Source organism: Pseudobdellovibrionaceae bacterium (assembly GCA_019637875.1).
Lineage (GTDB): Bacteria > Bdellovibrionota > Bdellovibrionia > Bdellovibrionales > Bdellovibrionaceae > JAHBUW01.
Window position 1 is genome coordinate 1 of sequence record JAHBUW010000014.1, and the last position, 13,589, is coordinate 13,589.

General features: G+C 57.9%; 11 protein-coding genes. 5 read left to right on the top strand and 6 right to left on the bottom strand.

The features are described 5' to 3' along the window. Window positions 1-362, top strand: a 362-nt coding sequence (locus KF767_15850; GenBank protein MBX3019360.1) for an aminotransferase class V-fold PLP-dependent enzyme, incomplete at its 5' end; no start/stop codon positions are given. Here the strand turns inward: KF767_15850 and KF767_15855 are convergent. Beyond that, entirely contained in the window at window positions 359-1,903 is a 1,545-nt protein-coding gene (locus KF767_15855) for a hypothetical protein (protein MBX3019361.1), read from the bottom strand. The genes KF767_15850 and KF767_15855 overlap by 4 nt on opposite strands. A 196-nt stretch (window positions 1,904-2,099) precedes the next feature. On the opposite strand from KF767_15855, the gene KF767_15860 reads away from it, so the two are divergent. Then, window positions 2,100-3,983 (top strand): potassium transporter Kup, encoded by a 1,884-nt coding sequence (locus KF767_15860; protein MBX3019362.1) that lies wholly within the window; start codon window positions 2,100-2,102, stop codon window positions 3,981-3,983. A 15-nt stretch (window positions 3,984-3,998) separates the two neighbouring features. Here KF767_15860 and KF767_15865 read toward each other — a convergent pair whose 3' ends face one another. The 3 genes from KF767_15865 to lon all read right to left on the bottom strand — a co-directional run bounded on the left by KF767_15865 (window position 3,999) and on the right by lon (window position 8,628). After that, entirely contained in the window at window positions 3,999-5,123 is a 1,125-nt protein-coding gene (locus KF767_15865) for a patatin-like phospholipase family protein (GenBank protein ID MBX3019363.1), read from the bottom strand. A gap of 139 nt (window positions 5,124-5,262) precedes the next feature. Continuing rightward, the gene (locus tag KF767_15870) at window positions 5,263-5,937 is read right to left on the bottom strand and encodes a YceI family protein (GenBank protein ID MBX3019364.1); all 675 of its coding nucleotides are present in this window, start codon (window positions 5,935-5,937) and stop codon (window positions 5,263-5,265) included. Between the two features lie 168 nt (window positions 5,938-6,105). Continuing rightward, the gene (gene lon / locus KF767_15875) at window positions 6,106-8,628 is read right to left on the bottom strand and encodes an endopeptidase La (protein MBX3019365.1); all 2,523 of its coding nucleotides are present in this window, start codon (window positions 8,626-8,628) and stop codon (window positions 6,106-6,108) included. Between the two features lie 207 nt (window positions 8,629-8,835). On the opposite strand from lon, the gene KF767_15880 reads away from it, so the two are divergent. From KF767_15880 to KF767_15890, 3 genes are all read left to right on the top strand, one after another. Next, window positions 8,836-9,519 carry a DedA family protein gene (locus tag KF767_15880; GenBank protein ID MBX3019366.1) on the top strand — a complete coding sequence of 228 codons (684 nt, stop codon included), beginning with the start codon at window positions 8,836-8,838 and terminating at the stop codon, window positions 9,517-9,519. Then, a complete protein-coding gene (locus KF767_15885; protein MBX3019367.1) occupies window positions 9,516-10,106 on the top strand; it encodes a hypothetical protein in 591 nt (196 codons plus the stop codon). Before KF767_15880 ends, KF767_15885 begins: the two co-directional genes overlap by 4 nt. A gap of 113 nt (window positions 10,107-10,219) precedes the next feature. Continuing rightward, window positions 10,220-11,275: a hypothetical protein gene (locus tag KF767_15890; protein MBX3019368.1), complete on the top strand. Its 1,056-nt coding sequence runs from the start codon at window positions 10,220-10,222 to the stop codon at window positions 11,273-11,275. Window positions 11,276-11,357: 82 nt separating this feature from the next. On the opposite strand, the gene KF767_15895 is transcribed toward KF767_15890, so the two are convergent. Together KF767_15895 and KF767_15900 are read right to left on the bottom strand one after the other, a co-directional pair. Continuing rightward, window positions 11,358-12,173 (bottom strand): hypothetical protein, encoded by an 816-nt coding sequence (locus KF767_15895; protein ID MBX3019369.1) that lies wholly within the window; start codon window positions 12,171-12,173, stop codon window positions 11,358-11,360. Between the two features lie 629 nt (window positions 12,174-12,802). Next, entirely contained in the window at window positions 12,803-13,540 is a 738-nt protein-coding gene (locus tag KF767_15900) for a M23 family metallopeptidase (GenBank protein ID MBX3019370.1), read from the bottom strand. Between the last annotated feature and the right edge of the window lie 49 nt (window positions 13,541-13,589).

Here is a 13,589-nt window from a genome sequence, read left to right on the forward strand (position 1 = left end):
CGCGATTCGAGCCGGGCGGCAAGGCTTTCAGCGTCGTCATGGCGCTCGGGGCTTCGGCGAAGCTTTTGCGCGAGACGGGCATCCAGAACGTCGAGCGGGAAGCCGAACGTTTGACCCGACAACTCCAAGAAGGCCTGGAGGCACGGCGATACGTGGTCGCCTCTCCGCACGGTGAAAAATTCCGGGGCGCGATTCTCAATTTCGTTTCCGGTCCTGGCGCCAAACTGCGCGAGCTCGCAGAGATCGAAAAGACCTTCGTCACGGCCAAGGTCGCCTACGCGAAGCGCCCTCCGGGGATCCGGCTTTCGCTGCATGCGATGATGCAAGATGAGGACGTCGCGCGGGTCTTGGCGCTACTCTAAGCGGCTTTTTTGCCGCCGCTGCCGCCGCCACGCTTAAAGCTGCCGATCATCTCGTTCAGGTAAACTTGCGCGCGGTAGCGCTTCACCTGCGAGGCCGAGTCTTTGCGGAGGTGCATATGGGTCACCCCTTTGTTGCGCAGTCGTCCGCGCTGCGCCCCGAAGAGCTTGCGGCCTTGGGGCGTGTACAAGAGGTATTTTTTGTTTGAAGGAAGATAGATGTAGAGGTCGAACTCGACCGGTACGTCGTCGTGCAGTTCGTCGATGCCGAGCTTCAGCATGTTTTCCGCGACGGACTGCTCCAGCTTCGTTTCGGTCTCTTTCGAGGGGAAGAAAGCCATCGCGATCTCGTTCGTGCCGTGCACGGACTTGCGCAAGAAATTCGCCTGCGCGATCGCCCACTCTTCGAAGTCGACCTGCTCCAGTTTCAAATTCATGCCGTTGTCATCGTCGATTTTTTCACCGTTCGCGCGCAAGAAACTGAAAAGGCGATCCTGAACGCTTTTCAGGAACTCGTCGTCGATCTTTCGGTCCGCGCCGAGTGCGGCCACCAAGTATCCCGAAAAACGCGGCGAAGAGATGGTGATGCACGCCACATTCGTCGCGGACGTCACTTCTTCGAAGTTCGGATCGCCCTCCGTGATGAGGACGCTTTGTTCGAGTGCCTCCTGAGTGCCTTTGACAATCAACGACTCGCGATCCGGATAGTTCGCGGGATCCTGTTTGTAAGTGGGTTGTTTGCGAGCCTTGCGGGCGATGGGCCCGTGTTCCATGATCGGACCGTCTTTGCGTTTGCGCGACGAGCCTTTCTCTGAAGTGGAGTCTTCGGAGTTGGTGGCGCCCGGAGTGACGGCGGATCCCATCGTGTCCCAGCTGCTCGCGTAGGGATTGTTGGAGTCGTCGTCGAGCTCGGGGTTTGCGGCATTTGCCGCCGGGTCGCCCCCGGAGCCGCCGACTTGACCGTCGGAATTCGCTCCGACAGCGATGGCAGGTCCGGCCGCGCTCGGCGCAGAGCCCGCGATGAAGCCCGCTTCATCTGGCGATTCGTCGCCATTGGCGAGTCGCGCCAGCATTTCACGCGCCGAATTGAACCCCTCTCCGGTGACGGAGGTCGTACCGCTATTCGACTCTGGCATATAGGTCCCGTTTTCGATCGCGCGCTGGCGGTCGAGTTCTTTTTTCTCTTCGTCTTTTTTGATCTTCAAGATCGTGCGTTCGATCGCGGGTCCCGAGACGGGCGGAAAGACGTTATATTCCAGTCCCATCTCCTGAAGAATCGCCATGGAGGCATTCGTCGACGCTTCGACGAAACCGATGACCTTCACCGGAAAAGCCTGGCCGATGAGTTTGGGCAGGACGCGGGCCTTGCGGTTGGGATGATCCGCCGCGATCAATACGAACTCGGGTTGCTTTTGAATGACGGCGGCGATCGCGTCGCGCAAGTTCGTGGTCGTGATGATTTGCCACTGGCGATTGCGCAGGAACTGTTCGGCCTGCTTCAGTGCCTGTGGTTTCGCCTTTAATATGACCACCTTATAACTCATTCATCACTCACTCGTTGAGAAGAGATGCGTTCGCCTTTTTCTTGGGCAAACATAGGCCCCTCTACTTATCGGTCCAGGGGCGAAATGACACAATAGGACTTCCGTCGAGCTGCACGCTGCAGAAGGGGGAGGGAAGCTGACGTCTCAGAATGGGGCTTGTTAAGCTCAAAGGAGTCAGACTAGAAGGGCCACCACCGTGAAAGACTCCCACTCTCACTCGAATAAATCGCTGCTCGCCTTGTCCATCGGCGCCCTCGGGGTCGTCTATGGAGATATTGGGACGAGCCCCCTGTACGCGCTCCGTGAATCGTTTCAGCACAATAAATTTCTGGAGCTGACTCCGGACAACATCCTTGGGATCTGCTCGCTGATCTTCTGGACGATCGTGCTGGTCATCAACCTGAAGTACATGTGGTTCATTCTGCGCGCGGACAACAAGGGCGAAGGCGGAATCCTGTCGCTGATGGCGCTCGCCACGGCCTACGGGCGCGAGGATTCCAAACGTCGCATCTTACTTTTGATCGTGGGGCTTTTCGGCTCGGCGCTGCTGTACGGAGACGGCGTCATCACGCCCGCGATCTCGGTTCTTTCCGCCGTCGAGGGGATCAAGATCGTGACGCCGGTCTTTGAGCCTTACATTTTGCCGATCACCATGACGCTCTTAGCGGGGCTTTTCTTCATTCAGCGGATCGGCACCGGAAGTATCGGTAAAGTCTTCGGTCCCGTCGTGTTGCTATGGTTCTCCTCCATCGCGGCTTTGGGGGCCGCGGGCATCGTCGAAAATCCCGAGATCCTGCGCTCGCTCAGTCCGCATTACGCCGTGAACTTTTTCTTGAATAACGGTCTTCATTCGATGCTGGTTCTAGGATCCGTCTTCCTGGTGGTCACCGGCGGCGAGGCCCTCTACGCCGATATGGGGCACTTCGGTAAGCGGCCCATCCGTGCGGCTTGGGTCGCGATCGTTTTTCCCTGTTTGGTTTTGAACTATATGGGGCAAGGCGCGCTATTGCTACGCAATCCCGCCGGGATCGAGAACCCATTTTACTTCCTGGTCCCGGAATCGCTGCGCATCCCGATGGTGATCTTGGCGACCCTGACGACGATCATCGCTTCGCAGGCGTTGATCACCGGGATCTTTTCGCTCACGCGCCAGGCGGTGCAGTTGGGATTCGCGCCCCGTTTGCGAATCATCCATACGTCGTCACGCGAAATCGGTCAGATCTATATTCCGACCGTGAACTGGATCCTGATGGCCGGGGTCATGTGGGTCGTGTTCTCGTTTAAAACGTCGAGCTCGCTTGCGTCGGCCTACGGAATCGCGGTGACGGCGACGATGGTGGTGACGACCTTCCTGGCCTTCGTGGTCGCGCGCAAACTCTGGAATTGGCCGTTGTCGCGGGCGCTCGCGCTTTTCGGGTTCTTCCTGATGATCGATTTGGCTTTCTTCGGTTCGAACCTGATCAAAATCGCCGACGGCGGCTGGGTGCCGCTCGTGATCGCGGCGTTCGTCTATCTGCTGATGTCGACGTGGAAGAAGGGACGCCGCATTTTGGCGGAACATCTGAAAGCGCGCTCGGTTTCGGTGGAAGATTTCTTGGTTCGTATTAAACAAGCGCCGCCCGTGCGCGTTCCGGGGACCGCGGTTTATATGAGCGGCGATGCGTGGGGCGTGCCCGTGCCGCTGCTGCACAACTTGAAGCACAACAAGGTTTTGCATGAGCGCGTGGTGCTTTTGACGATCCGTACGGTCGAAGTGCCGAGTGTGAATAAAAAAGAACGTGTCCGCATCGACTCGATGGGGCCGAATTTTTACCGGATCATTGCGAACTACGGTTTTATGGAAACGCCCAAGATCAAACACATCCTCGAAGCGTGCCGCGAGCAGGGGATTCACATCTCTTTGCAGGATACGACCTTCGTTTTGGGTCGTGAAACGATCTTGCCGACGGGTGATCCGAACATGGCGGTCTGGCGCGAAAAAATCTTCGCGCTGATGGCACGCAATGCCGAGCGGCCCACCGCGTACTTCAAGATTCCGCCGAACCAGGTGATCGAAGTCGGCATTCAAGTCGAGATTTAAGCCCCGTCGCGGGGCTTAAGCTTTCAGGAAGCGTCGGATGTCGTCGGCCTTGGCCAGACCGTCGGCATAGCCGAACTCGATCAGTTTTTTACAGAAGTCCGGATCGAAAAGCAGATAAGAGATCAGCTCCGAAGCGTCTTCGAGCGGGCCCAGTCCCTTCAGCAGGTAGCGGATGATGCGCGGAAGCCGCGAGCTCATGTGGTGGGCGTGGTGGCCGATGTCTTCGGTCGGGTAAACCCAGCTGACGTCCATCGGGCGGAAGTTCAGATTTTCGATCGCGTCCGTGGGAACTTTCTCCAAGAACTGATTGATCTTCAAAAGACGTTCGACGTCGACCTCGATCCCGTCCAGAAGCACCGAGTTCATGACCATGTTCACGACCCGCGCCACGCTGGGAACTTTGTCTTCACGCTGACCGCGCGCGCTGTCGGCGGTCCAACCCATCTTGCGTACGCCGATGACGAAGACCGAGCTCGCGCCCAGATGAATCGCGGGGCTGAGCGGAGCGTGGGAGCGCACGCAGCCATCACCGTAATAGGCGTCGGCGACTTTGATCGGCGGGAAAAGCAGCGGGATGGCGGACGACGCCATGACGTGCTCCGAGCGAATCTGCGTCTTCAGGGAGTAGCGGCGGTTGCGCTGCCAGTCGGGAAGGCCTTCACCGCCTTGCACGAAGGTGACGGTGTGGGAATTGCGATAGTCCATGGCGGAAAGCGCCAGCGCGCGCAGGTGACCTGACTCGACCAACGCGTCGACGCGATCCCAATCCATATTGCGATCAATCAAGGCGCGTAGCGGAGCCGTATCGAGCAGCGACTTGCCTGAGGCGCCCGTGAGCGCCCCCAAAGACAGCTCACCCATCCATTTGAAGCCGATCTTACCCATCGACATGATGTCGGTATGGAAGACCTGCTCGGGCGTCAGCTGCGACCATAGGCTTTCCAGAAACCGGACCTGTTTCGGAAAACGATCCACGCCCCAGCTCAGGCAGGCGGCGTTGATGGCCCCCGCGCTGATCCCGGTGATGATTTGGAAAGGAGCTTCGATTTTGAGTTCTTCAGAGATTTCCGCGACGGCCTTAAGGACGCCGACTTGATACGCGCCACGCGCGCCGCCGCCAGAGAGAACGAGTGCCTTCATCCCTTGATCTTAACGAAAGGTCGGGGTCTTTGGGTACGCGCAAGGCCGAAAGCTAGACTTCGAAAACACCAAAAAAAAAGACCGGGCCTTACGGCGCCGGTCTTTCGGTGTTCGTACGATTCAAGGTCCGCGCAAAGGCTTACTTGGTCGCAACGATTTTCAAGCTGAGGTCGATGTCATTCGCGATGACCTTGTCGCCCAGGCCTTTGAAGAACTTGTCCGAAGCGTAGCGGACATCCCACTTCGAGCGGTCGATCTTCAGGGTGCCGGTCGCTTCCGCTTTTCCGTCCGCGCCGAGAGTCGCCACGATCGGGAAGGTCACGGGATGAGTCTTACCCTTCAGGGTGAAATCGCCAGTCAGCTCATGCGTCGCTTCGCCCGCTTTCGGAGCGGTGAGGGTTTTCGCGCTGGTGATTTTGAATGTTGCGGTCGGGAACTTCGCGACGTCGAAGAAGTCGGGCGATTTCAAGTGACCTTCGAGTTTGCCTTTGTCGCCGGGGCTGGCGGCGAGGTCCTTGTTGTTGATCGAATTCATGTCGATGACGATTTCGCCACCGGTGATGTTTTTGTCGGCGACGTTGATCGTGCCCGACTTGATCGCGACGGTGCCGTTGTGTGCCGACTCAACCAAAACTTTTTTACCGGTCCAGCCCACTTCCGAAGCGGCCGTGTCGACCTTCAAAGTGGTGGCGGCGCCCGCGGCTGCGGCGGCCGACGACGGAGCGGCCTTGGGGTCTTTTTTCGCTTGAGCGGTCAACGCCAAGCTACCGGTGAAAGCCAAGACGAGAGCTGCGGTCGTAAAATGAATGCGCATACAGAAGACTCCTTTTCTCCTCAAACGGGAGTGTTGAGGGGATCGAGTCTGTCCACACTTGCAGAGGATGTCACGGCGGGATGCGCCGGGGCATGAGGCTCCCCCAAAAAGAAGACCGGAGACTTGCGTCTCCGGTCTTAAGCCAAGCTCTGACTTGCCTTTTTGCTTCTACTCTTGCTCGGCCTGCACGCCGTCATTCGATTCGGGGAATGCCTCTTCGGTCGTCGGCCGCGGCATGTCCGTCCGCGGCGGGCCTTTCGGCTCGACCGACTCCAGATCCGCATACTCCGCCTTCACCGTGAGGGGAAGATCCAGCAGGAACTGCGTCTCGATGGGCTTTAAATCCAGATCGAAAACAAGCTTCAAAAGTTCCTCGACCCGCGCGACGAAATGGATTTCCATCTCGCTGACGACATCCTGCGGAATCTCGCGCAGATCGCGGCGATTGCGTTCGGGAAGGACCACGGTCCGGATCCCCGCACGGTGCGCGGCGATGACCTTTTCCTTGATCCCGCCCACGGGGGTGATCGCTCCGCGCAGCGTGATTTCTCCGGTCATGGCGAGCTTCGAAGAAACCGGACGTCCGGTGAGGAGCGAAATCATGCTCGACAGGATCGATACGCCCGCCGAAGGCCCATCTTTCGGAGTGGCGCCGGCCGGCACGTGCAAGTGCAGATCGTACTTTCGCCATTCCAAATTCAATCCTAGATCTTTCAAGTGACTGCGGATCAGGCTCTGCGCGATTTGCGCGGACTCGCGCATCACGTCGCCCAATTTTCCGGTCAAAATCAGATCGCCCCGGCCGGGCATCGCCGTGGTCTCGACGAAAAGGATGTCGCCTCCCACCGGGGTCCACGCCAGTCCCGTCACCACGCCGGGCGGATTGGCTTCCAGCGCCTCTTCCGTCAGGTAGCGGTCGGGTCCCAGAATCTCTTCGATGTCGAAGGACTTGATGCGGACCGGGTCGGTTTCGTTCTTCTCGATTTTCGCGACGACCTTCTCGCTGACCCCGCGCAAAACGGCGGCGACTTTGCGATCCAATTCGCGCACGCCCGCCTCGCGGGTGTAGGACGAGATCAGCCGCGTGAGCGCGTCGTCTTCCAGGATCGCGGTACCGGGTTTGAAGCCCTGCTCCTCCATTTGTTTCGGAATCAAATGGTTCTTCGCGATATGGAATTTCTCGGCCAGGGTGTAGCCGGTCATGTCGATGATTTCCATGCGGTCGAGGAGCGGGGCGGGAATCCCGTCCAGCTGGTTCGCGGTCGCGATGAACATCACCTTCGACAGATCGAAGGGCACTTCCAGGTAATGGTCCGTGAAGTTCGCGTTCTGTTCCGGATCCAGAACTTCCAGCAGGGCCGCCGCGGGATCTCCTTGATATCCGCGTCCCATCTTGTCGATTTCATCGAGCAAAAAGACGGGGTTGTTCTCTTGCACGCGTTTCAGTCCCGCGATCACGCGACCGGGTAGCGCCCCGACGTACGTCCGACGGTGCCCGCGGATCTCGGCATCGTCACGCACGCCGCCGACACTCACGCGGATGAACTTGCGGCCGAGGGCTTTCGCGATTGAGCTGGCGAGCGACGTCTTCCCGATCCCGGGAGGGCCCAGGAAAAGCAGGATCGATCCCTTCGCGTTCTTTCTCAGTTTCATGACGGCCAGCTGCTGCACGATCCGTTTCTTGACTTGCTCCATGCCGTAGTGATCCGCGTCCAGGATCCGGCGCGCGGCCTCGAGGTCGATGTCGGTCTCGACCGCCGATTTTGACCAGGGGAGCGCGGCGATCAGCTCAAGGTAATTGCGAATGACGTGGCTTTCCGGCGATTGGGGGCCGATCTCGGTCAAGCGACGCAGTTCGCTTTCCGCGACCTTGCGCACTTCGTCCGGCAGTCCCGCTTCGTCGAATTTTTTCTGCATCTTCTCTTCGAAGGTGCCGTCCTCGCTTGAACCATCGAGCTCTTCGCGAATGGCTTTCATATGTTCGCGCAAGATGCTTTGGCGCTGCTGTTGTCCCAGTTTTTGACTGAGCTTATTGCGGATTTCCGCTTGCAGTTCGAGGCTTTCCTTGAAGGACTTCATCAAATTCAACAGATGGAGGGCGCGCTCGCGCAGATTCGTCATCTCGAGAATTTTCTGTTTCTCTTTCAGATCGACGTCGATGTTACCGGCGCAAAGCGCGGTCAAATAAGACAGATCGTCGATGCCGTTCAGCATCTCGTTCAATTGATCGGTGTTTCCGGGCAGGACCTTCAGGATGTCTTTCCCCAGCTGACGAAGAGAATCCAGCAGGGCCTTTTCGGTCTGTTCGTTCATGTCGTTGACGTCGTCGAGCTGCTGGCCGAAAGCCTCGAGGAAATTCTCGCTCTCGAGCAGCTTAAGGTCTTCCAGGCGCACGCGCGCGAAGCCGCGTAAGACGACCTGGTAGCCGTTCTCGGGTTTGCCTTTCAAAGAGTCGATGCGGCAGAGCGTGCCGACGGTATGGACGCCGTCCGCGCCGATGGGTTTTTCCGCCGGGATGGCGTCGTCTTGGGGAATTTGTTGCGTGGTGATGATCCAGAAGCCTCTTTTTTCCGCTTCCTTCAGAGCGCTCACGCTGCGCTCGCGTCCCACTTTCACGACCTGAGTCAGGCCGGGAAATAAAACCGCGTTTCTCAAGGGTAGTACGGGAAGTCGTCCGTGCATTGAAGTCATTCGTTGTCCTCCGTCCCAGTTCAAGTGGGATTTCGGTGAATATGGGTGCGACTCGGAATGCGTCAAGGGGGCCCGGCGCAAACGCGACCGATGCGAGTTCCGCTTCCATTGCCCCAATCGAAGTGCATTATCAGAATTATTGATGTCTCGCGAAACTCACCGACAAAGAGGTGACGGGCGGCAGCGGAATTGTCACAATCTTCCCATATGATGCACATTATCGATCTCATCTTGCATGTCGACCTTCATCTGAAAGAGTGGCTCGCGCTCTACGGAATTTGGATTTACGTTATTTTGTTCGTCATCATTTTCGCCGAGACGGGTTTGGTCGTTACGCCGTTTTTGCCGGGGGATTCGCTTCTGTTCGCGGCGGGTGCGCTGACCGCGCTCGGCGATGACGGGATGAATATTTGGTTGCTGGGCGGTCTGCTGATGGCCGCGGCGATCATCGGGGATCAACTTAACTACACGATCGGAAATCGTTTCGGGCAGTGGCTCCTGACCGGACATCTGCGACGTTGGGTGAAGGTGGACCACATCCGCCAAACCGAAATGTTCATGGCGAAGTATGGCGCCTCCGCGATCGTGCTGGCGCGTTTCGCGCCCATTGTCCGAACCTTCGCGCCGTTCGTGGCGGGGATCGGCAACATGAACCGTCGGCGTTTCCTGATGTTCAACGTCATCGGCGCCATTTTGTGGGTGCAGATCTTCCTATGGTTGGGACACCTTTTCGGAAATCTGCCGGTCGTGCAGAAAAATTTCTCGCTCGTCATCGCGGGCATCATCGCCGTGTCGCTGATCCCGCTCGCGGTCGGTTGGTGGAAGGCCCGTAATGAAGCCACGGCCGAGGCGAAGGCGCCGCAGCCGGTGGACGCGGCGGGGCCGCGATGAACGCGTGGATCCGCCGGCAAGTCCTGCGGATGGAGGCATACGCGGATCGTCCGTGGTACCCCTTCTTGATCGGTCTGCTCGCGGGGCTTGATAACCTCATCGTCGTGGTGCCGACCGACGGTATTTTGATCTCGAGTATTCTGCTGCAGCCGAAGCGCTGGTTGCGTATGTCTTTCGCCATCACTTTGGGATCGAGTCTTGGGGGCTTGGTCTTGGCCTGGCTGGTTCAGCATCACGGTTTGCCGTTGATCGAAACCTATTACCCGTCGCTTTTGACGACCAAGTCTTGGGTTTGGACCGAATACCTCTTCGATAACTACGGATTGATCGTCCTGTTCGCGGTGGCGGCGACCCCGATCATGCAGCATCCGGCGATCGTTTTGACCGCCCTCAGCGGCACGAGTCTGCTGTCGCTCTTTATGGTCATGATCGCGGGGCGAGCGCTCAAGTATCTTTTCCTCGGGTACATCAGCGCGAAGATGCCGGCGCTCTTGGGACGCCTGTGGGGCGTCCGCAAAGAGCTCGAGGAGGTCGGGATCGAGGCCAAACCGAACGAGATTCCCGATCCCCCCACGGTCCTTCGTTAACCCCTCAGTTGTTGATCGGACGGGGACATTTTTGCGCGCCTCGTTTCAGAGTGAGACGGCGCCCGCGATCTAGTGGACGGGAGCGTGAACGCGCTTTGCACCGCCAGAGAGGCATGAAACCTCTTCTTGTTATTTTCATCGTCCTGCTCGGTACGCTCAAGCTTCAAGCCCAAGATGTGAACTACGACGTCGCCGAAAGCGACACCCGCGGGATCGACCTGACCGTCTACGGCCCCAGCCGCGCCGACCGCATCCGCACGCTGCTGCGGACACCGAATGAAAGCTACGGACCGAACTGCTGGAACGCGGCCCTGCAGGTGTCGGGCGTCATCGATTCCACGCCCCGTTACGTCTCGGGCGCGGAGTTCTGGCACTGGATGAACTCGCCATTCTGCGCGCCGGTCGGGCGGGATGAGCCGCTTCGCTACGGCGACATCGGTTCGGTGTTCAGCGCCGGGCAAGGCCACTACCACAGTTTCATGCGCGTGAACGACAACGTCATTTTTCAAAAAGCGGGACCCGAGGTCCATCAGAAGTGGGAGTACACGAAGCACGAAAAGATCGTGTTCCCGCAGTTCTTCAATGAAGCGCAAAAATGCAAAGGCAACGAAGCCAAACAACAAGGGAAAGACTGCGAGCTCGGCATCGTCTACCACCGCTGCGACGCGGTTCCGAACGACTTTTACTCGAAGCACGGCGAGCTTCGCGGCGCGGAAGCTGAAATCAAAAAACAAGAGGCGATCATCGCGAAATGGATGAAGCACCGGCGGCCCGCGGACCGTCCCGCTTTCGAAGCGGCGATGTTCAAGATGAAAAACGTGATGGACCGGTTGGGCAAACAGACGTTTACGGGCGAAAAAGAGTTCGCCCGTAGGTCTCTTCATCTGCGCGCGGCCGCGAATCTCGTGACGGACATCTATCAAGACGATGAGAAGAAGAGCCTGAAGCTCCTTCAGGTCCAAGACGAGGCGGTCGCCTTCTTCCAGGCCCAAGAGCGTCGGACCGCTTACGCGTCGGTGGATCGCACCACGTGGCGCACCTTCGCTTGGCCGAACAGGCCGAGCCAAGAGTCCGGAAACCAAACGCGGGCGAAATCTCTCACTCAAGGTCTCGACATGATCCCCGGCTATGAAACTCCGTCGATCCGCGAACTCCTAGAAGGAAAGTAGAAACATAATCCTTGTGGCGAAAGCCAAAAAAAAGCCCGGGTAAAACCCGGGCTTCATCAAAGACTCTAAACCAAACAACCAATTACAGGTTGATGTTGGTCGAGAGAGCAACGTTCGTGCGGTCTGCACGGATGTTGTTCGGCAGGAACTGAACGTTCGGGTACAGGTAGATATCACGAGTGATCACGAAGCCCAGACCCACCGATTGGTAGGGGTTTTCGTAGTCCAACTTCGAGGGGTTCGAACGAGCCGACGAGTAGTTGAAGTATCCGAACACGGTACGGAACTGAACTTTCTCGCTGAATGCGTACTCGGCGAAGGGATAGACGCCGAAGCCCAAAGCAGCGCGGTCATCTTGGATATCATCACCGTAGATCGTTCCACCAATCGAAACTGCCGCACCAACGTCCCAGCCGTAGCTGGTCGAGTAGATCGCCGTTTGACCGAGCGACCATCCGCCACGATCGTTCAGAGCAGCGATCGACTCACGGTCAGTCGTGTACGACAGACCTGCATCAGTCACCATCTGGAACGGGCCCACTTTGTACAGGCGCTCGTAAGAGATGTAGGGATCGTTGATCGAAGTGCGCTCGCCGATTTCCGACGACTTATTGTGGAAGGGAGTCAGAAGCGACACGCCTGTTCCGAAGTTGAGGTTGTCGCGGTCAGTTGCGCGGTATTTCATCGCAATCGAACCACCCAAGCGAGTGTCGACCAGGGAGTTACGAGCCGAGCGGTAAGCGGGACGAATACGATCGAAGGGTTTTTCAACCGATCCACCCGAGTAGCTCAGAGCTGAACGGAACGAGAATTTCGACTTCGCACCAGTGGACGCACGCATGCGGGCGTTGGTGATCTCTTCGTCGATGTCTTTCTGTTGTTGATCCTTGGGGATCACAGTCGACGACTCAACGGTCGAAGTGTTTGCCGTCGAGGAAGACGATTCTTCCTGTGCGTACGACAGAGATGCGATGAGAGTCATTCCAAGAATGAGGCTCAGTTTTTTCACGTCGGCTCCTTTTTCTATCCTGTTGGGATTTCGCATTGAAATCCGGCAAATGGTTTCTTTTGAAAACCTGTTTAACTTTCTCAAATTACCGATTGCGAATGTGGTGGTGTGATGATGTGCGAGCCGCGTGATGCAACCCCAACCCCTTGTGACCCCACTCCATCCGCGTCTCATTCAACTCGCCACACCCCACCCCTTTGTGCCGGTGCGGTCGTTTGAGATTCGGTCCCCTTTTGTCTCCAAAGACGTTTGTCTAGGTTTCGGACTCACAGTTTTGCAAGCCTGGGGCCAGAAAATTGGTGTCAAAGAGAAACCAAATGCTGACCTAAAACCTTCGGTTTACTTACGTAAACCTGCGACTCGAGTGCTTTGTTGACCCGAAGGGATCTAACATAGACGCGGCGTGTTTTCTACTCAAAAGACAATGGAATGAGAACTGAGGCCATCTCGGCATTACCGGATTTCAGTAGTGAAGAACGGATCAAGATGGGGTCAAAACTACAGGCGGCGGGAGATCTTTACAGGCTGTCGGCCGAGGCTTCGGCGGGAGCGCGCGGGCTGATCCAGGACGGGCTGGAGGACGGCGACGGGAAAGGATTGAGCGCGGCGATGTCGGGGCCGACCCAAACCGGAAAGCGAATGCGGGAGGCCTGACGGGCGAGCTCGTGGCCGCCGGGCAGGAAGTTCAGCGGATCGACGGGGCCGTCCTTCATGCGAATTTCGAAGTGCAGATGGACGCCCGTGGCGCGGCCGGTGCGGCCCATCTCACCGATCAAATCCCCTTTGGCGACGGTCGTGCCGGCCTTAATCGAGGACTTCGACAAATGGGCGTAAAGAGTCGCAAAGCCGTCTTTGCCTTCGACCATGACCATGCGGCCGTAACCACGGAACTCACGGCCGACGTAGATCACGAGTCCCTCGTGGGCCGCGTAGATGGGGGTTCCCTTGGGGGCGGCCAGATCGATGCCGAGGTGGGGGCGACCGCGTTTTTTCTTCGGTTTCAGGAAAAAGCCGCGGGTCATGCGGGCCTCATCCACCGGCCAATCGAAATGGCCTGAACGGTTGCCGCGCTCATGCACGGCGATACCGGAAGTCGATGTGACGTCTTCATCGGGTCCCAAAGCTTGGTCGGGATCGATGGCGGTTTTAGGAGATTCTTGGATGCGGCTGGGCACGGACGGAAGCGTCGGACTCACGCAGGCGGTGAGACTCGCGGCCAGACTCGAAATGAAGAGGGTGGTTACAAGCCGCTTCATGGGAAATCAGGTTAACAATTCTAAAGGCCCACGCCTAGGTCAAACTCGC